Source organism: Paenibacillus sp. FSL R5-0519 (genome assembly GCF_037974275.1).
Lineage (GTDB): Bacteria > Bacillota > Bacilli > Paenibacillales > Paenibacillaceae > Paenibacillus.
Genome location: NZ_CP150234.1, coordinates 3,714,997 through 3,734,112 on the forward strand (window position 1 = coordinate 3,714,997; position 19,116 = coordinate 3,734,112).

Genomic DNA, 19,116 nt, shown 5'->3' on the forward strand with positions numbered 1-19,116 from the left:
TCACGCACCAAAAAAAGGAGCAAAGCTCGGTGACCCGAAACCATGCTCCTTCTGCTTAGACGACCTTAATCGTTGCGTATATCATGTACATACCACAGTGAATTTCGTATTCGCCCTTTGGCAGATCTTTGTCGACCGTATAATAATTGGGTCCCTTTTGCATATACAGATCCATGCCAAGCTGTTGTGATCCGACTGATTTAACATGTGTCACCGACCGGGTCAGAATAAAGTTGATTTTGGTCGGTACACCAGCTTTCACCTCAATAACGTCTGGTCCAAAACCATCATTGCTCACGTCCACATCAATGACTTCATATCCCTTCAAATCCTCCGGTGTCTCGGCTTGTGCAGTTACAGCACTTCCTGATCCCGGGGATACGTCTTTGCCCATAAAATAAACCAAAAATGATCCGAGCAGTACAACAACAGTCAGACCCAGCGTGATCCAAGGCCAGGTTTTTCCAAACCAGCTTTTCATATAAACACTCCTCATTCGATGGTTCCATCAATAATCAATCCAAAGACGGATGTATTTTATAAGCATACCTGATTCGCATGACATTGAAAATGACCCCTCTGGGCTATTGTGGTTGAGCCATATAAATTGAACTAAAGAATATTTACAATGCAAACTCCGATGACAGAACAACCTTCCGATCGCTGTTATCCCCAGATTTTTTGATTCCTTTTATAAAGGGGAAATCCGGGGATAGCTTATGCTTCCGATGCAGCTTTCTTTCAGAAAGCTTTTAGGCGAACGCTCCGCTTCTTCAGGTCTTTTCTGTCCTCTCCGTTTCGTGTAAATGTTTAGTTCAATTTATATAGAATATTTAAATAAAAAAAACCTGATTTCTCAGGCTTTTCTACGGTTATTCCCGTTCATGCTCCGCAATATCCCTTTTCGTCTGGATCAGGAATAGATGGGTTTACTTCGACTACGACTTCTTCTCATGCGTAATTTATACAGCTCTGGCAGGGCTACACCGATGAGTACAATGATAACCCCGAACCATTGCAATCCGCTGACATGCTCATGTAGCACGATAGAGGATAACAGTACTGCAATTGGAAGCTCCACCGCACCCAGAATTCCGGCCATGTCGCCTCCAATATGCGGAACGCCGATAGCGAACAATACCGGTGGAATGAATGCTCCGAAGAATCCGAGCAGCAGTCCAAACACAAGCAACTGGCTCCAGATTAATCCATTGAAGAGGAATGTCGGCGGGAACAAAATGCACAGCAGGATCAATCCGCCTGTTACCATCCACGCACTACGAAAGGCCGGATGCGCTGAAGGAACCGCTTTGCCGCTGAACAATACGAACAGGGAGTAACTTACAGCTGCCATTAGTCCAAGAGCAATACCCAGACCGTTGAACTCACCCAGTCCCTGTTCCAGGAAACCCGCTGCCAGCAAAGTTCCGCCAAACAGCACGATCAACGTCAGGAATGTGACTTTGTCTGGACGTTGACGTTTGCTTATCGCCTGAATCAATACACTAATCCAGGTGAACTGGAACAGCAGGATAATGGCAAGTGAAGCCGGGATGTAACGCAAAGACTGATAATACACAAGACCCGTAATTACCGTTGGTGTTCCGGCAGCCATCAATAGCAGACGTTGTTTCCACGTCAACCGCTTGAATACCTGTGCCACAGCTCCTGATGATTGGCCATCTGCCTGTGATTTGCGTTTTGTTCTAAATTTTGTGTATAGCGCCAGCATCCAGGAAAGAAGAAAACCCGTAATCAGCTGTGTTCCCACAACTTCACCAAGTTTATATCCTTCGCCATACGCCAGAACCACAATCGTGGATAATATGCCATAGCTCATCGCTCCCGCGAGAACGGACAGATAATATTTCATTTGTGAATAAACCTCCTGATGATAAGAAAATACGCCTGCATGATTGGTTCATGCCAAGGTCACAGACACATACAAATGCAAAAAATCCTAACTACGAGCAAGGAATATATTGATTCCTTGGCATCGTAGTTAGGAAGTATAGGCTTCCCGTAGAGACCCTCGCCCTGTGTACACTTTCGGCCTGCGAGGTTATACGAAATGATATATGCAATTTGATGTAATTCGTGTGTGACGACTTTTCATATATTACATGGGAGGTGAGGTGGTGTCAACCCTATTCCGTATAAAAAAAGTCAGGTTCGATTAGAGGCTGAGGAATCCCACTCCAATGTTTGCTGTAAACCTGCCTTCAACCCATCCAGATCCAGCCCATCCACGGCAAAAGCCTCACGGATCAAAGGTGGCGCGACAAATTCATCATACTTGCCCAGATAGGGTGCTTCATCTTCAGCCAGTAGCGCAGATGCATCTTCAGCCATCCGACATTCGCTCATAATCTCGGCTAACAATGTCCGTTCATCGACCTTGCCGGATACTACAAAATAATATGGCTCCATGGGCACTACCGAGCGCAAAGCCAGTTTGCCCGACAGATTATGCTTCATCAGGCGCTCCAATGTACGGAACGATTTACTCCCTACCCAAGGAAGTACATACATCGAATCTCCCCCAGCCGGAATAACAACCTGCTTCAACAGTCCGCTTTCACGAGCTAGACGGCGTGCCCGTTCAAGTCGATTGACGGCTTGCGGTGACAGGTAGGGATAGATCACTGAATCGGACAACACTTCACGCATTTTCTGTACCACCGTTGTGTGGATGTCTCCGCCCGCTCCAAGCCATAACGTATCTACTTTACCTTTGGCAGACTTCACATACACAGCCTTGTGCTTGTGATCAACTTCTTCCACTTTCCACAGTTTGCCTGCGAGCGAGAAGCAATAGCCTGGCGGGGGCACGGTTGTAATGGAACCAATCTCTTCCGAGCCGTTCAGTACTTTATGTTCCTCATCGTCCTTAAACACCGCATAGAAGCGATAATTATTTACGATTTTCTCACCTGTCAGACCGATAATCAATGTTCGATCCTCTGTCCATTGCAGATGATCCGTCTCAATGAGGTAATTCAGGAAAGCCTGATATTGATCTGGTCTAATCAACGCAAAGGGGGCCAGCGAAAGGATGGCTTCTGCAAGGTCTCTCGGCTCCGCCTCCCCCATACTTTTCAGCATGCTCATCGTCTGATGGTAGAGCACACCTATGGGCATTTTGCGGGCTTCAAGCGGCTCGACCCACTTTGTTTTTACATAAAGTTCGATAACAGCAATTGCACGCATCAACGTCCACGGCATACGTGCTGGCAATTGCGCTTCCTCATCCTCTTCCTCCGGACATACAAAAAGCATCTCTGATGCCATGTCCTCTCGTCTCCCCGAACGTCCCAGACGCTGTACAAAGCTGGACGCACTATACGGTGCACCAAGCTGAACCACACGTTCCAGTTCCCCCAGATCGATACCCAGTTCGAGCGTGACCGTTGCCGCAGCAACCGCAGGCCCCGATCCAGTGCGCAGGGCAGCTTCCGTTTCCTCCCTGAGCATGGCGGAGATACTTCCATGATGCACATGGAACACATCACGCTCTTGCCTGCGAGCCGCGACCCGACGCATCTCAAGAATAGTCACCTCAGCGTCCGTACGACTGTTGGTGAAGATCAATGCTTTTTTAAGATGTGTGCTCTCATAGATGAAGTCGTAGTACGCTTTGCGTGCGTTATGAAGCTGCTCCGCCTGCTCCTCGTCCTGTGCATCTGGAAAAGAGAAATGTTCCACCCGCAGGCGCAGCTTGCGACCACCTGGAGAAGAGACCACATCCACTCCCTGCTGTGTTCCGGCAGCAAGCCAAGATGTAGCCGCATCATAATCACTAAGTGTAGCCGACAATCCAACTCTTCGCGGTGCACAGCCAGCCATACGCTCAATTCTGGCAAGCTCGCTGAGCACTTGAATCCCCCGATCCGCTCCCATGAAGGCATGTACCTCATCAATGATGACATAGCGCAGATCATGAAACAGCGCCGGGATCGCATTCGGTCGATTCATGAGCAGTCCTTCCAGCGATTCTGGCGTAATCTGAAGCACACCGGATGGATTTTTCATCAGTTTTGTTTTCTCCGCCTGCGGCACATCCCCATGCCAATGCCAAACCGGAATATTTCCTTCGGTTAACAGATCCTTAAGACGTTCGAATTGGTCGTTAATCAGGGCTTTCAGAGGTCCAATGTACAGAATGCCAACTGATTTGGAAGGCCGTTCATGCAGCTCGGTCAATGCAGGAAAAAAAGCCGCCTCCGTTTTGCCGGAGGCCGTGCCTGCCGCAATCAGCATATGATGCGGAGTATGAAAACAGATATTGCAAGCCTCAATCTGAGCAGGCCGAAGCGATTCCCATCTTTTTTTATATATAAATTCCTGCACGAATGGCGCCAGCCGATAGAATGGATTATCACTCATAATTCAAACTCCGCCAGAAAGTCGTCCAGATCATCCGAATTTGCGGAAGCATCCGCTCCTTTACCCGGTTCCTGGGGTTTGGCAGCCCGTTCACCAAGTAATTGCGTATAAGTCACTTCGGGATTCTGATGGAGCGTATGCAGTACATCCATAAAGTCCCGTACCACTTCACGCGTGGTCAGCAATTCATCCGCCCCCAGTCGATTCACCGCCGTTTGCATAAAATCAACCAATTGTTCATCCGTCAGACCTGCACTGTATCCAAAATGCAACGCATGAATCTGCCGCAGCTTCTGGAGCAAAATCAGAATCTCTTCATGTGATAACATTGCAAGCTTCAGAATCGGACCCGTATAATTTGCATACGCTTTGGCTGCATAACGACCATCAATAAGCCTGGAGCGAAGCGCTTCATAACTATATAGTCCGCGCCGTTCATCCTCCACAAATTGCGGCGTACCGCCTACAAATATGCCCAGGTGCTCCGCCTTGCCCTGCATTGTATCATTGAACATGGTCAGCAATTTCTCATAATTGCTTTGACGAGAGACGCTGTTTGTAATTTTGTACAGATTCACCGCTTCATCAATGAACAACAGCAATCCTTTGTAACCAATGCGCGCTGTGAATTCAGACCACAATTTGAAGTAGTCATACCAGTTGTCATCGTCAATGATTACACCAACAGCCAGTTCTTTTTTTGCTTCCGTTTTGGTTGCAAATTCTCCTCGAAGCCAGCGAAGCGCCGCCTGTTTGCGATCATCATCAGCGAGCTTGTACCCATTCCAGTAGGAAGCCAGTACCTTGGCAAAATCAAAGCCGTGAACCAGATTCTGCATCTCACCTGTCACCGCATAGATCTGCTTCTCAACCTCCAGCGGCAGAGCGGGATCATCCGGGCGCAGGTTCTGACTTTGCATCGTGGATTGTTGCAACCCGGCGATCCATTTTTGCAAAATCGGCTCCAACGCTCCCCCATCCGGGCGTGTGCGTGTAGACAGACGAGTCATCAGTTCGCGATATGTCGCAAGTCCCTGACCTTTGGTACCCACCAATCGTCGCTCTGGTGACAGATCGGCATCTGCCACAACGAAATCACGGTCCATCGCATAGTTACGAATCATTTGCAAAAGAAAGCTTTTACCGCTACCGTAACGGCCGGTAATGAGTTTGAACGCAGCGCCACCCTCGGCGATATTGTCCATATCCCGCAAGATAGCTTCCACTTCCGGTTTGCGGCCAACAGCAATCTGCTCCAGTCCTATGCGCGGGACAACACCCGCCGTTAACGAATTGACAAGTGCGGTGGTCAGCCGCTTTGGTATTTTAAGTTCTGTCACTTACGTATCACCTCTTCACATGTTCGAACACATCTATATAATCCGGAACAATCCGCTCACCATCAATCAGAAGATCACCGATCGTATCCATAGCCACATCATTAATTTCATCCAGCAGAAGCGTAGGCATCGTTCCATATTGCTCAGCCAGACGCATCAGCTCCGTATCAGGATTTGCACCAAGAAGAGCGTGAATCGCTTGCACCTGCGGAGGGGATAGTTCCTTGGCAAATAGCAGCCATTGTTCATCCAAATCAACCTCTGCACTCACATCCCATTGCAACCCAATTGATGCTGTTGACGCTCCTGTTGTAATCTCTACCACAGAGGGAGCTGGCTCCATGGAATCTTCAGTTGGAGTCATCTCATCCCTTGCTTCTAGCGCATCTACTGAAATACTTGCAACATTTGCGCTGTCAACCTCTTCATCCTTCACTTCAGAAGAGTGATCATCTTCAATTGTAAGTGCCAATCGCACGTATTCACTTTCTTGCTGTAACGATGTCAATTTTTCCGTATCAATACGAATCACAGGTTGTTCCACCGTCTCGGCCTGATCAATCGCATATGCTTTGTCCAGGTAACGTTCAATCAGATTCGCAAGTTCGGGCTCTAATGTTTGTCCACGCAATCGGCCTCTGAATCCGAGCAGTTCACGAAGTTTATTTTCAGTACATCGATAGATCCGCGTAACCATCTGTACAAATTCAGCCCGTTCACCAATGGGCATATATCTGAATGATACCGATCTTCCATAGATCGAGTCGTCATAGACCGCTTTGCGAAACAGTATGCGCTCCACCGTGCGTTCTTCGTTGGGTTGAAACACTGGCACCAGTCCGACTTCTCGCGTACGCTCCAGATATGAATGAACCAATGCCATGACCCGTGGGATGTACTGCTCCATCACTTCTTTGCCGCCATCCCTATAGAACTTACTGAGCGTAATATCGTAATCGTAGTACCTTTGCAGCATACTTAGCGAAATATCCGACATCTTGTCCTGTAAAACACGTTGCAGTTCCTTGTCCAGCATCTCTGCTGGCAGATAGCCGCCCGAAAGGTCCATGACTTCGGATAAAGACGTCTCCATCTGATGGACCAGTACGTAATCGACCACCCACTCTTGCATATATATATTTAATTGAGGGAGCCTTTCACGGTAGTTCAACCATAGCTGCTTTAATTGATCATAACCATCCTGAGCATTCTGCCAGCCAATGCCGTTAATCAACTCATATATATGAACAAATAGATAGGACAGATCGGTATCCGGGTATCTCCCCTGACGAACTTCCTTCCTCCAATACAAATACCACTTGCGTTGGGCTTCGTTCATTACGCCATATGTGGGCCAGTAACTCATAAAGGGGGCCCAGGGGGACACATCTCCTTCCAATTCTGACCACTGCTTTGCTTCCTCTACAAAACGTTTCTCCGAAGACAATATGCCTCCACGATGCTGCATCGCATGATGTGCAGGTTGCTGCACAATGGTTGAACGATCAGGAACCGGAACCGCAGCTGTTACGGGTTCTTCGCTCAGATCTATCTCCATAAATTCCAATTGTCTAGAGTTGTCTTTCATAGAACGTTATCTCACCCTCCTCCGAGACAGAATACGAACAAGTGTATCCATAGGGATCATTATAACACTAGTGCTGTGTCTGCGGTGATGAAATTAACACATTATTAAAACCAAAAAAAGAGAGCATTTCTGCTCTCTCATTTAGTTCATATTGATATGATATTGATCCAGGTGTATTCGTTAAAAGTAAGGTTACATGCCCTAAATCAGACTACAATTGCTCGATTCTTCCCTTCACTCTTCGCTTGGGCCAGCGCTTGAGTAGCTTTTTCAATCAGATCGGATGCACTTGACTGCTCATCAGGTACCAGCACTGCACCCCCGACACTAACCGTAACGATCCCACTCGGACCCGACAATTCTCGCTGGATCTGCAGAGCCAGAACATGTTGTCTAATCTCTTCCGCAAGCTGTGCTGAATGTTCAGAAGTTGTGCTCTTCATTTTCAACATGAAGGTACCTCCGCGAAGACGGGATATTAGTGCGTTGTGCTGCTCACTGACCACGGTGAGTACCTCACCGATCCATTGCAGACACAGATCGCCTCCCTGAAGTCCGTATGCCGCGTTATATGAACGGAAATCATCGATATCTATAATGAGCAACCCCAGACTACATTTCTCCTCCAAACAATCATCCCAGTCATCCTGAAGCTGAGACTTGAACACCGTTTGAATTGGCATATCTGTCAACGGATCTGTGTTCAGATAATTTTGCAGCTGGCTTGTCGTTTCGGTGTAATGGTCATGTTCATGGTGAGACGCCCCGCTGTGCAGAAGCACCATCACAGAAGGTTTTCCTGCATGCGTAACAGCAGCGAGTGTAACTTCAAGCAACAGTGAGGTACCAACCGCTGTAGTGAAATAGGACTGACTTGTAATTAAACTTGTGTTATTGTGCTTTAATTCCTCAAAATTCTGTTGCAAGGTGACTCTCGTATTGTCAGGTACAAATTCTCTAAAGTCCTTACCCATCAGGTTTTGGGAACTCTCGAACCCGAGCAGCTCAGCTGCCTTTGTATTACAATAGATAATCTGACCGTCCGTCAGAGTAAAAAATGCCACGGGCGAATAATCCATTAACTGCAAATAACGCTGTTCATTTTGTCGCAAAATACGAGCGTTCTGAAGTGCCTGTTCCTCAGCCTGAACCAACTGATTCTCCGTCTGCCGACGTACAATGGATTTGAGTAAAGGTAACACACTTAGTTCTTTTGTAGTCCACGGATACGAAGTTGACTTTACAACCTCACGCCATTTCTCGAATGATTTACGAGGTGACAATCGCATACCGTCATCCGTCTTGAGCACCGCTTTGGCTGGGTCACCCGCCCACTCGACAACCTGCTCAACCTCAGGTCGGAACCAGATCATGTAGTTATGCTGTCCAGGCGAAATGGCAACATAAATAATCCCAGAAGCCTTATCCGGATAAGCTTTGGCTGTTTCATACTCTGAACTCAGTTTCGAAGTGTAGTAACTGTAATCCTCAGACTTTCCTGCAAGCCAACCTGCCAGTTCACGAATCTGGCCGCTGTTAGGCGTTTCACCATATAACAATAACTTGTCCTGGTAACAGATCGCTGCTCCGGCAGCATCCATCAGGTTCAATACTGTCTCTTCTTCTCCCTGTAATTCTTCAAGTACTCGGGCAGGACTTGTGTTTCCAATAAAAATGTTGGCAATTCGTGAAGCAGCTTCACGTGATTGAATCTCGGATTGGTAATCATCTAACTGCTGACGCTGGAACAATTCATTGGAGAAGAACGCCCCCAGGAAATTGCACAGATTCCGCACACGATGGGGGACATATCTGGCCGAATAATGATGGCATGTGATAAGTCCCCATAACTCATTGTTATGAATGAGCGAAATCGTTACGGTCGCACCTACACCCATATTATGCAGATATTCGATGTGAAGTGGCGATACGCTACGCAGAACCGAAAGACTCAAATTCAGCGGTTTGCCAGTCAATGGTTGTAGCATAGGTACAATTTCGACCGGTTTATAATTTACATTCACGATAGTCCGCAGCCAATTGCGAAGATACAACTCCCGAGCTTGTTTTGGTATATCCGACGCTGGATAGTGATGTCCCAGGAATGGTTCGAGTTCTTGTTCACGCGCTTCAGCAATAACCTTACCATTCCATTGCTCGTCAAATTCATAGATCATCACCCGATCGTAACCGAGCATTTCCTTGACCTGTTCAGCCGCAATCTGACTTGCCTCCACGCGGCTATCTGTGCTTTTCATCCGACCGAAGAATCGGGATATCCACTCGAAGTCAGTAGTCTCCACGTCCTCTTTTTCGTCATAAGGCTCGATCTCCAGAATGAGCAAACCTTCACTTTCATGAAGCACAGAAGAGAAGACCTGTTCCTCACCGGATACCTTAATGGTAAGATCCATGTAATGCAGGTCAGAGGTAACATTCGCATTGAAGCTGCTGCCCAACAGTTTGCTTACTTCTTGCTCGCCAATCAGGTTCTCCAAAGGCATGCCCAGAACATCCTCATAGGCAATACCCAGATGGTCCTCCGTATTTTGGCTACACTGAACAATAGTTGGCGTAAGACTGGTATTGATGGCCAAAAGAACACCATGAGGTTGAATAAAGCCGGGGATATGAATTGGTTCTTTATCACAGTTATTCAGATCTATCGGATCAGTTGTGTATGTTCCCTGATGAAGCAATGTGCGGTTCAACAAATTTTGTTCTTTCTTGGACTTCGGTTCGGCCATGGCCAGGAAAATCCCCTCTCATGATGTTATATAAGGTGAAATAATGATTATTTACATTGCACTACGATGACAGAATAACCTTCCAATCGCTGTTATCCCCAGATTTTATCGATTCCCTTTTCTAAGGGAAAAATCCGGTTATAAAGGCGAATGCTTCGCTTTTCCAGGTTTTTTCTGTCCTCTTCGTTAGGTGTAAATGATTAATTCAACTTATATAGATACCTTTAAAATATGAAAAAAAGTCTGCCCTACGTATTAATCCACTGATCCAGCAGTCGGAATGTCTCTGATGCACTGTGCACCATGTTGTCATGATCTTCTGGACTGCTGATGGACTGCTGCAGCAAAATCATAAACTCGCTCCATCTTGTTCTTGTCTCTGAGCCATAGGCGTTGAAATATTCTAATCCACGATCAGCTTCAATGGGCAGGAACTGCGACAAACGTTTGGTCATGATCTGTCCACCGTTCGTGGACCCCTCAATGACATACATGTATCCAAACAAACGGGCTGGCGTCGAAATATCCGGAAGTTCTTTGCAGAGCGGAAGTTGGCTAATTTCCTCTTCACTTGCACCAAGATTGTGCAGATCTTTCTCCAATAGTCCAGCCTTGCCTCTAATCTCGATATCCAATCCTGTACTTCCCCAGAAAGGCTGCTGTACAGCTTGATCTTCCAGCGGTTTGAGGAATCCATAAAACTTTTCTAGATATGTTCTATATTCTTCTATAGTCACAGTTTGATTCATAATGGCTTTTGCATAAGGGTTCTGTTCTACTTGTCTGTGGTAATGAGCTGTCTCGCTCTTCAGACGTTCCATAATAGTTGTTGCTGTCATCGTAGTTATCCCCTCTCACAATCTGCTCTGCTGTTGCAAACAGCTCATTTAATGCAATAAAGACTCTATGTAAGTATACTTATTCTTGTTTGAGAAAACTACACGAATCCAACATCCGTACACAGTGAACACTCTTCTTCGTTGTTATCTTAACCCACTGTAATCTGCATGATTTAGCATTAACCGAAAATAATAAAATTGACCCCCACAATCTGGAAGGCAGTAGATTTCAAATGTAAACATGTTACACTATTTTTATATCCTGTCATTGGAGGAATGCAATCTATGGATCTCACTGTTCAAGACGTTGTCCTTCATCTTTTAGATAACATTGAACTGCCGGAAAACACGGTGGATCAGCTCATTACCGGTTCACTTGACTGTAAGGTCACAGGTATTGTCATCGCTTTTATGCCCACACAATATGTGATTGAACAAGCCATACAGCAAGGCGCTAACTTAATCATTGCGCATGAATCTCCGTTCTATAACCATCACAGTCAGACGGATTGGCTTGCAACTGATTCGGTGTATACGGACAAAAGAAAGTTAATCGACGAAGCAGGCATCTCCATCTATCGATGTCATGATATCATCCACCGCTTCCAACCGGATGGCATTACCGAAGGACTGGTTCAGGCCTTGGGATGGTCCTCTTATGTGGAGCAACGAGTACCGGAAGCAGATATCCTTTCTTTTCCGGAAGCAAGCACTGCCCAAGCTATTGCTCACCATGTGAAACGTTGCCTTGGGATCGATTATGTCCGCGTTGCAGGCAATCCCGACATAGTCTGTAGGCACGCAGCGATATTGGTTGGTTTTCGTGGCAATGGCCCTGTGACGATTCCCTTGATTCAGAACAAACAATTGGATCTGATCATCGCTGGAGAAGGATTCGAATGGGAGACACCGGAATATATCCGTGATGCTGTGCAACAAGGCAAGTCCAAAGCACTCATCATGTTGGGGCATGCCGAGAGCGAGGCTCCGGGTATGAATCTATTGGCAGACAGGTTGGCAGAACAATTCACAGAACTGTCCGTTCATTATGTAGGTGAACGGTCTGTGTACACTGTGATCTGATCATGCGATTGATTGGATTAGTTTGGTATGGGTAGTTTAGGAGAGGTGTTTAGCTGAATTGTTCAAATCTCATTGCCCGCTACCCTGGAGCTGTACATCTGTTCTGCGCTCCGGGGTCGAGTCGGCAAACTCTCTTTCATCTTGGCTAGCTCTTAGGACAAATTCTTAGATAGTTATTAACCAACCTGACACACTCTATTTAGTGAATATTTGCCGATTTTCAAAACTAACGAATTGTAGACACGTTATTCCTCCGTTTCCACTCATTATCCATCCTTTTCTACTTGCCTTAGCCCGATTAACGTGGCTGAGGTTCCTTAGATTTCTCAATTCAATCGAATCAATACCATAAGGTGTCACTGGTTCGTTAGAGATCATGCTCATTAAAAATGAGTACTCCCGCACATATACGGCGCATCTCTTCATGCCCAAACTGGATTTCCCTGGTTCTTTATTGTACTCTAGATGCTGTGACTTCAAAGCTCAGGACATTTGTCCTTGGCGTTTGGGGTGAGTTTGTCATTAAATAGAAGTCGAAGTAATTGAATAAGGAGCGTACATATGAAAGGAATTATTTTTGCATTACTGGGTGGCGCGTGTATCACGCTCCAAGGTGTTGCCAATGCTCGGATTAGTACCGACATGGGCACATGGCAGGCCGCTACGATTACACAACTGACAGGATTCATCTTAGCGGCGCTGATCCTAATGTTCGTTAGAGACATTAACCTTCAAGGACTCAGACAAGTTAAACCTATGTACCTGGCTGGGGGAGCGTTTGGCGCTGTCATCATTTTCAGCGAAGTGACGGCCATTCAGCAAATTGGGGTGACGTTCACGATCTCAGCACTGCTCATTGCTCAGCTGTTCCTGACTTTTCTCGTGGATAGTAACGGATGGTTCGGTGTAGTGAAACAAAAGATGAAACTGCCGCAATTTCTGGGCATTGCCTTGATGATCTCAGGTGTCATCATTATGAAATTGTAGCTTTTGCTTTTCTAGAATATAGTCGGGGGTGAACAAGAGCGTGGAAGAGATTCATGATGAGCAACAATTAATACATTATCTGAAGCAATATCAACTCGAAAAGGTATTTCAAGAGCCCCTGCGTCCCCATTTAACATTATGTCACTTCGAAAAGTGTGAACTGATCTGTCGTGAAGGGGAAGCCTCCGAATATTTATATGTGTTGGTCGAGGGTAAAATCAAGATCTTCACCACCTCCGCTCAGGACAAAACACTCGTGCTTTGCTTCAAGACACCGCTTGAAGTCGTCGGTGACATTGAATATGTCCGTGAAAGTGATATTGTCAACACAGTTCAGGCCGTGTCACCTGTGGTGATGCTTCGGATTCATTATCAATGGCTCGCTGAGCTTGCCGGCGATTATGCACCTTTACTTAAATTTTTGCTCAAAATCATCTCACACAAATTCTACATTGACTCAAACTTTTCCAATTTCAACCTGATGTATCCCGTTGAGGTCCGTCTAGCCAGCTACCTGCTCTCCATCTCGACAGAAGAAGCGGGCAGCGTCGTTCACGAAGAGCTGGACGCGTTTAACCTGACTGACATCGCGAATCTGATCGGCACCAGTTACCGACACCTGAACAGGGTCATCCAAAAGCTCTGTGCAGACGGATTAATTGAACGACATCAGGGATTGATTATGATTAAAAACCGTGGGGGTCTGCGCGAAATAGCAGGTCACAATATTTATGAGTAAGGAGTTCGACAACCATGTTAATTACAGGGATTTCGCTTGCGCTCTTGGCAGGAGCACTTGTCAGTCTGCAAACGATATTTAATAGCAAAGTCAATGAACGCACCGGTTCATGGTCCACAACAACGCTGGTGCTTTTCACCGGATTCATCGCTTCGTTCCTCATCTCTCTGCTCGTGGAAGGCAAGAATACATTCAGCTTCCAGCATATGCAACCCTGGTATTGGCTCAGTGGAGCCATCGGCGTTGGTGTGGTCTTCTGTCTCGTACAAGGTATGAAGCTGCTTGGCCCCACGTATGCCATCTCGATCGTGCTGACATCCCAACTGAGCTTCGCCCTTTTGTTTGACTCCATGGGGTGGCTCGGTCTGGAGCAAATTCCTTTTTCGTGGAATCAACTGCTCGGTGTGCTTGTCATTGTTGGCGGAATTGTGTTGTTCAAGTTCGGTGGGGCTAAATCGGAAAAATCAGATCCGACAGATTCATCAGACAAGTCGCCCGGCTCCCTGCAATCCAATTCCTAAAATAACTAAAAAGAGTGTCCGTCCAATCCCGGAGATTGGTCAGACACTCTTTTTATGCAATCAAACCACGTATCGTGCAGCTTACTCTGCGAACTCTACGTTGTGGTACACCTGCTGAACGTCTTCCAGGTCTTCAAGCGCATCGATCAGTTTCTCGAACTGAGCTTGTGCATCCTCTGGAAGTTCAATATGGTTTTGCGCAAGCATCGTCAGCTCGGCTACGGTGAACTCCGTAATACCCGCAGCTTTGAATGCTTCTTGTACAGCGTGGAACTGATCCGGTTCTGCATATACAATTACAGCATCATCTTCATCCACAATATCACGTACATCTACGTCTGCTTCAAGCAGAAGTTCAAGTACTTCCTCGGAGTTTTTGCCTTCTATACCGATAACCGCTGTAGGATCAAACATGTAAGCAACAGAACCGCTGACACCCATGTTTCCGGCGTTTTTGTTAAACGCAGAACGTACTTCCGGCGCTGTACGATTTACGTTGTTGGTAAGTGCATCCACGATGACCATCGCACCATTCGGTCCGAAGCCTTCATAACGCAACTCTTCATAGTTCTCATCCCCGCTGCCTTTTGCTTTTTCCATTGCACGATCAATAATGGCTTTGGGTACATTATACGTTTTGGCACGTTCCAGCACGACTTTCAGTGCACGGTTCGCTTCCGGGTCCGGTTCGCCCTTCTTGGCAGCTACATAGATCTCAACGCCGAATTTAGCGTAGACCCGGCTCGTATTTGCATCTTTTGAAGCTTTTTTTTCCTTAATATTATTCCACTTACGACCCATATCGTTTCCGCTCACTTTCAACATGTAATCTGCTTTCTACTATGCCATTATATCTTGTTGAGCGTACTTCAACAAGTTAATACACACGAAATAATGGGAATAACTGCGGTGATTATCCATCTCCACTTGAAGTTTGGCCACAGTTTTTTCTCTCATAAATCTCTCAGCAGTAACTAACGTTACCTCTATTATCTCCATATATAACAGACAAGAAGCACCCCATGAAGGAATGCTTCCGCCCTAAGTCAGTCCTAATTTCAGTTCATCTTACCCGGTCCATTAAGCGTGAAATTGTCGACCATCCAACACTTCAGGAACATAGCCTGCACGAATGACAAAGTCACCGAAATGTTCACCTTCATTGCGCTCTCTGGCATATTGGTTCACCATTGGTGTCAACGTTTCCAGAATCTCGGTTTCACCAATGTTTTCTTTGTACAGCTTATTCAAGCGATGTCCGGTGAAGCTGCCACCGAGATACATGTTGTATTTCCCAGGTGCTTTACCGATAAATGAAATCTCCGCCAGCATCGGTCTTGCACATCCGTTCGGGCAGCCCGTCATGCGAATGACAATCTCTTCGTCTCTCAGCCCGGCTTCGTCCAGTACTGGCTCCAGTTTGTCGATCAGAGACGGCAGGTAACGTTCGGACTCAGCCATCGCAAGGCCGCAGGTTGGAAGCGCAACACAAGCCATCGAACTTCTGCGCAGCGCAGAGTAATGTGCTCCATCCGTCAGATTATACTGCTGAATGAGTGCTTCAATCTTTTTCTTCTTCTGGCTGCTAATGTTACCGATGATCAGATTTTGATTGGCAGTCAGACGGAAATCACCCGTATGCACTTTGGCAATCTCACGTAAACCCGTCATGAGAGGATATCCATCCACATCCTTGACACGACCATTCTGAATGAACAGCGTGTAGTGCCATCTGCCATTATTGCCTTTTACCCAACCATATCGATCTCCGTTTGTCTCAAAATGATATGGACGTGCCGCATCGAGTTTCCATCCCAGACGGCTGGTCAGCTCTTCGACAAACCACTCCACACCACGATCATCCAGCGTATATTTGAAACGAGCGTGTTTACGAACAGCACGATCTCCATAATCACGCTGAATCATAACTGTTTTCTCTGCAACATCAATCATCTGCTCCGGAGTACAGAAACCAATGACTTTGGACACCTGAGGATAGGTTTTGGCATCACCATGAGACATGCCCATCCCGCCGCCAACGGAAACGTTAAAGCCTTGCAGCTTGCCGTTCTCCACAATAGCAATAAAGCCAAGATCCTGTGAATAAACATCCACATCATTGGAAGGCGGTACAGCAATACCGATCTTGAACTTCCGTGGCAAATACACTTTGCCATAGATTGGTTCAACTTCTTCGTCGGAGTCCTGGGAATCAATCACTTTCTCGCCGTCCAGCCACAGCTCATGATAAGCCCGGGTGCGAGGGTCCAAATGATTACTTACTTGACATGCCCACTCATACACTTCAGCATGCACATCGGATTGATTCGGATTCGGGTTACACATCACGTTACGGTTTACGTCCCCACATGCAGCCAGTGTGCTTAGCAAAGAATCGTTTACTTCGCGAATGGTGTTCTTAAGATCCCACTTCAGTACACCATGCAGTTGGAAAGACTGACGTGTGGTCAGACGAATGGTCTGATTCGCATATTTATGTGCCACTCTGTCCATCATCAACCACTGCTCCGGGGTTACAATTCCACCGGAAGCACGTACACGCAGCATGAATTGATATGCTGGCTCCAGCTTGGATTTGTGACGCTCGTTACGCAGGTCACGATCATCCTGCATATAACTGCCGTGGTGTTTCATCAGACGATTGTCGTCCTCTGGAATTGCACCCGTGATGCGATCAGCCAACGTTTCGGTCAGACTTCCACGCAAGTAATCACTTTTGATTTTTATATCTTCCACATCGCTATTCGTGCGCTGTGGGTTAAGTAAGTTATTATAAACCATGCTGCTTTCTCCTCTCGTCTCTGCGGGATGGTGCAATCCGGCTAAGCCGGTAATAATTAATAGACGTCCCGCTGATAACGTTTCTCCTGCTGCAACCGTGTCAGATATTCCGATGCCTGCTCAGGTGATAATCCACCTTCTTGTTCAAGAATCGTGGTGAGCGCAGCATGCACATCATGTGCCATTTTTTTCTCATCACCACAGATATATACGCTCGCACCTTCCTGAAGCCACTGGTACAATTCTTTGCTGTGTTCCAACATACGATGTTGTACATATACCTTCTGTTCCGTATCACGGGAGAAGGCTACATCCATCTTCGTGAGCACACCATCTTTGAGCCAACGCTGCCATTCCGTCTGGTACAAGAAGTCGGTGGAGAAATGTTGATCTCCGTAGAACAGCCATGTCTTGCCTTCTGCGCCTGTTTCTTCACGCTCACCAAGGAAAGATCTGAACGGCGCTACACCTGTACCTGGGCCAACCATAATAATCGGCGTATCCGGGTTCTCAGGAAGCTTGAAATTCGGGTTATGCTGTATATATACGGGCAGGGTGTCGCCAGCTTCGATTCGTTCAGCCAGATGTACGGAGCATACACCGTAACGTTCTCTGCCACGCGCTTCATAACGTACCGTACGAACGGTAAGATGAACTTCATCCGGGAAAGACTTCGAACTACTCGCTATCGAATACAGACGTGCCGGAATTTTGCGAAGAACAGCTACGAATTTTGCAGCAGGAATACCTTTCAGATTATAATCCTGAACCAGATCCAGCAGATCACAGCTATTCATGACTGTGCGGAATTCGGAATCATCTGCGAGTAACGCTGTCAGGCCACTCTCAGGATTCAGTTTCGCAAGTTGTTCCACGACCGGTTTCGTCACCGCTGTAATTTCAAAATAACGCAGCAACGCTTCATGCACAGATGCCTGATCCCCGTTTTTATTCACGGTCACGCGCTCATCTGCATTCCATCCCATGGCTGCAATCAATTCATCGACAAGGCGCGGGTGATTCTCAGGGAATACCCCAAGGCTGTCACCCGGCTCGTAATCCAGGCTAGAGCCTTCCAAGGACAATTCAATATGGCGTGTTTCACGGTCCGATCCTCTGCCATTCAGATTGAGATTCTCCAATACTTCAGCCTTGAACGGATTCGTGCGATCATATTCGGATTGCCCGCCGCTCACCGCAGCTGTAACAGCCTCAGTAGTTACCGTGCTCGCAGCGGCAGATGTGCTACTTAAAGATGCCAGCACTTCATTCATCCACTCTGCAGCCGGTTCATCAAAATCAACATCACAGTCTACACGCGGTACAAGTGCTGTACCACCCAACTCCTGCAAACGTGTATCGAAGTCCTTACCTGTCTGACAAAAGAACTCATAAGAGGTATCTCCAAGAGCCAACACCGAGTAACGAAGTCCCTCAAGCTTCGGAGCCCGTTTGCTGTTCAGGAATTCATGCAATGGAATCGCATTATCCGGTGGTTCGCCCTCGCCATGCGTACTGACGATGATGAGGAGATTTTCAATTTTCTTGAGTCCGTTCGGTTTGAAATCTCCCATCGATGACAACGTTACCTGAAGACCCTGCTCTTCAAGTTTCTTAGCCAGCTTCTTCGATAGGCCACTTGAATTCCCGGTTTGTGAACCGAAGAGCACGGTAACTTCACGGGATACGGGCGGAGCACTGACAGGTGCAGCACCTGTAGTTGGTGCAACCTGTACCAAGTTAGCTGGAGCCGCTATTGTTGCGCTTGCCTGAATTGCTGCAATATATCCGCTCAACCAAGTACGTTGTCCATCGGTCAATGTAGGAATAAGACGATTAAGCAGTTCAACTTGTTCTTGATTAAAAGGGCTGTTTGTCACTTGAAGTTCCACTGTTTGCCACCTCGCGCATTGCTTCGATTTTAATTCCGACTAAAATTATCATATTAATTTAATTTCTACTCTCTAAAACCTAACACACCGGGTGTTGAGGGTCAATTTCAATGATTTTATAGCATTTATCAGTTTCACTGATAAAGGACAAAAAACAACAAAAACTTTCCTTTTGAGATCAAGGAAGGTTTT

14 protein-coding genes and 1 riboswitch are annotated in these 19,116 nt (G+C 46.7%); of the genes, 4 read left to right on the forward strand and 10 right to left on the reverse strand.

Annotated features, from left to right (window positions below):
* Window positions 1-55: 55 nt before the first annotated feature.
* From MKY73_RS16585 to MKY73_RS16615, 7 genes are all read right to left on the reverse strand, one after another.
* The gene (locus MKY73_RS16585) at window positions 56-481 is read right to left on the reverse strand and encodes a cupredoxin domain-containing protein (RefSeq protein ID WP_339260839.1); all 426 of its coding nucleotides are present in this window, start codon (window positions 479-481) and stop codon (window positions 56-58) included.
* Window positions 482-913: 432 nt separating this feature from the next.
* A complete protein-coding gene (locus MKY73_RS16590) occupies window positions 914-1,873 on the reverse strand; it encodes a DMT family transporter (RefSeq protein WP_339260838.1) in 960 nt (319 codons plus the stop codon).
* Window positions 1,874-1,979: 106 nt separating this feature from the next.
* Window positions 1,980-2,090, reverse strand: a riboswitch (purine riboswitch).
* A 76-nt stretch (window positions 2,091-2,166) separates the two neighbouring features.
* Window positions 2,167-4,386, reverse strand: coding sequence for a DEAD/DEAH box helicase (locus tag MKY73_RS16595; protein WP_339302674.1), 2,220 nt, complete (start codon window positions 4,384-4,386; stop codon window positions 2,167-2,169).
* Complete coding sequence (locus tag MKY73_RS16600) at window positions 4,383-5,726, reverse strand: ATP-binding protein (protein ID WP_339302675.1); 1,344 nt, start codon at window positions 5,724-5,726, stop codon at window positions 4,383-4,385. Before MKY73_RS16600 ends, MKY73_RS16595 begins: the two co-directional genes overlap by 4 nt.
* 7 nt (window positions 5,727-5,733) lie before the next feature.
* Window positions 5,734-7,314: a TerB N-terminal domain-containing protein gene (locus tag MKY73_RS16605; protein ID WP_339302676.1), complete on the reverse strand. Its 1,581-nt coding sequence runs from the start codon at window positions 7,312-7,314 to the stop codon at window positions 5,734-5,736.
* A 206-nt stretch (window positions 7,315-7,520) separates the two neighbouring features.
* Window positions 7,521-10,061 carry a diguanylate cyclase gene (locus MKY73_RS16610; RefSeq protein ID WP_339302677.1) on the reverse strand — a complete coding sequence of 847 codons (2,541 nt, stop codon included), beginning with the start codon at window positions 10,059-10,061 and terminating at the stop codon, window positions 7,521-7,523.
* A gap of 248 nt (window positions 10,062-10,309) precedes the next feature.
* Window positions 10,310-10,900, reverse strand: a complete 591-nt coding sequence (locus MKY73_RS16615; RefSeq protein WP_339302678.1) for a biliverdin-producing heme oxygenase — start codon at window positions 10,898-10,900, stop codon at window positions 10,310-10,312.
* Between the two features lie 285 nt (window positions 10,901-11,185).
* Between MKY73_RS16615 and MKY73_RS16620 the strand changes: the two genes are divergently transcribed.
* The 4 genes from MKY73_RS16620 to MKY73_RS16635 all read left to right on the forward strand — a co-directional run bounded on the left by MKY73_RS16620 (window position 11,186) and on the right by MKY73_RS16635 (window position 14,230).
* Window positions 11,186-11,983 (forward strand): Nif3-like dinuclear metal center hexameric protein, encoded by a 798-nt coding sequence (locus MKY73_RS16620; RefSeq protein ID WP_339302679.1) that lies wholly within the window; start codon window positions 11,186-11,188, stop codon window positions 11,981-11,983.
* A gap of 561 nt (window positions 11,984-12,544) precedes the next feature.
* A complete protein-coding gene (locus MKY73_RS16625; RefSeq protein ID WP_339302680.1) occupies window positions 12,545-12,970 on the forward strand; it encodes a DMT family transporter in 426 nt (141 codons plus the stop codon).
* Window positions 12,971-13,010: 40 nt separating this feature from the next.
* Window positions 13,011-13,709 (forward strand): cyclic nucleotide-binding domain-containing protein, encoded by a 699-nt coding sequence (locus MKY73_RS16630; RefSeq protein ID WP_339302681.1) that lies wholly within the window; start codon window positions 13,011-13,013, stop codon window positions 13,707-13,709.
* 14 nt (window positions 13,710-13,723) lie between these two features.
* The gene (locus MKY73_RS16635) at window positions 13,724-14,230 is read left to right on the forward strand and encodes a DMT family transporter (protein ID WP_339302682.1); all 507 of its coding nucleotides are present in this window, start codon (window positions 13,724-13,726) and stop codon (window positions 14,228-14,230) included.
* Between the two features lie 81 nt (window positions 14,231-14,311).
* Here the strand turns inward: MKY73_RS16635 and MKY73_RS16640 are convergent, their stop codons facing one another.
* The 3 genes from MKY73_RS16640 to MKY73_RS16650 all read right to left on the reverse strand — a co-directional run bounded on the left by MKY73_RS16640 (window position 14,312) and on the right by MKY73_RS16650 (window position 18,924).
* On the reverse strand, window positions 14,312-15,031 hold the full coding sequence (locus MKY73_RS16640; protein ID WP_249911804.1) for a YebC/PmpR family DNA-binding transcriptional regulator: 720 nt from the start codon (window positions 15,029-15,031) through the stop codon (window positions 14,312-14,314).
* Window positions 15,032-15,310: 279 nt separating this feature from the next.
* Window positions 15,311-17,032 (reverse strand): assimilatory sulfite reductase (NADPH) hemoprotein subunit, encoded by a 1,722-nt coding sequence (cysI, locus tag MKY73_RS16645; RefSeq protein ID WP_339302683.1) that lies wholly within the window; start codon window positions 17,030-17,032, stop codon window positions 15,311-15,313.
* Between the two features lie 56 nt (window positions 17,033-17,088).
* A complete protein-coding gene (locus MKY73_RS16650; protein ID WP_339302684.1) occupies window positions 17,089-18,924 on the reverse strand; it encodes an assimilatory sulfite reductase (NADPH) flavoprotein subunit in 1,836 nt (611 codons plus the stop codon).
* Window positions 18,925-19,116 lie beyond the last annotated feature (192 nt).

Coding starts and splice junctions, on each gene's coding strand:
- MKY73_RS16585 (WP_339260839.1), bottom strand. CDS start 481: ATGAAAAGCTGGTTTGGAAAAACCTGGCCTTGGATCACGCTGGGTCTG.
- MKY73_RS16590 (WP_339260838.1), bottom strand. CDS start 1,873: ATGAAATATTATCTGTCCGTTCTCGCGGGAGCGATGAGCTATGGCATA.
- MKY73_RS16595 (WP_339302674.1), bottom strand. CDS start 4,386: ATGAGTGATAATCCATTCTATCGGCTGGCGCCATTCGTGCAGGAATTT.
- MKY73_RS16605 (WP_339302676.1), bottom strand. CDS start 7,314: ATGAAAGACAACTCTAGACAATTGGAATTTATGGAGATAGATCTGAGC.
- MKY73_RS16610 (WP_339302677.1), bottom strand. CDS start 10,061: ATGGCCGAACCGAAGTCCAAGAAAGAACAAAATTTGTTGAACCGCACA.
- MKY73_RS16615 (WP_339302678.1), bottom strand. CDS start 10,900: ATGACAGCAACAACTATTATGGAACGTCTGAAGAGCGAGACAGCTCAT.
- MKY73_RS16620 (WP_339302679.1), top strand. CDS start 11,186: ATGGATCTCACTGTTCAAGACGTTGTCCTTCATCTTTTAGATAACATT.
- MKY73_RS16625 (WP_339302680.1), top strand. CDS start 12,545: ATGAAAGGAATTATTTTTGCATTACTGGGTGGCGCGTGTATCACGCTC.
- MKY73_RS16635 (WP_339302682.1), top strand. CDS start 13,724: ATGTTAATTACAGGGATTTCGCTTGCGCTCTTGGCAGGAGCACTTGTC.
- MKY73_RS16640 (WP_249911804.1), bottom strand. CDS start 15,031: ATGGGTCGTAAGTGGAATAATATTAAGGAAAAAAAAGCTTCAAAAGAT.
- cysI (WP_339302683.1), bottom strand. CDS start 17,032: ATGGTTTATAATAACTTACTTAACCCACAGCGCACGAATAGCGATGTG.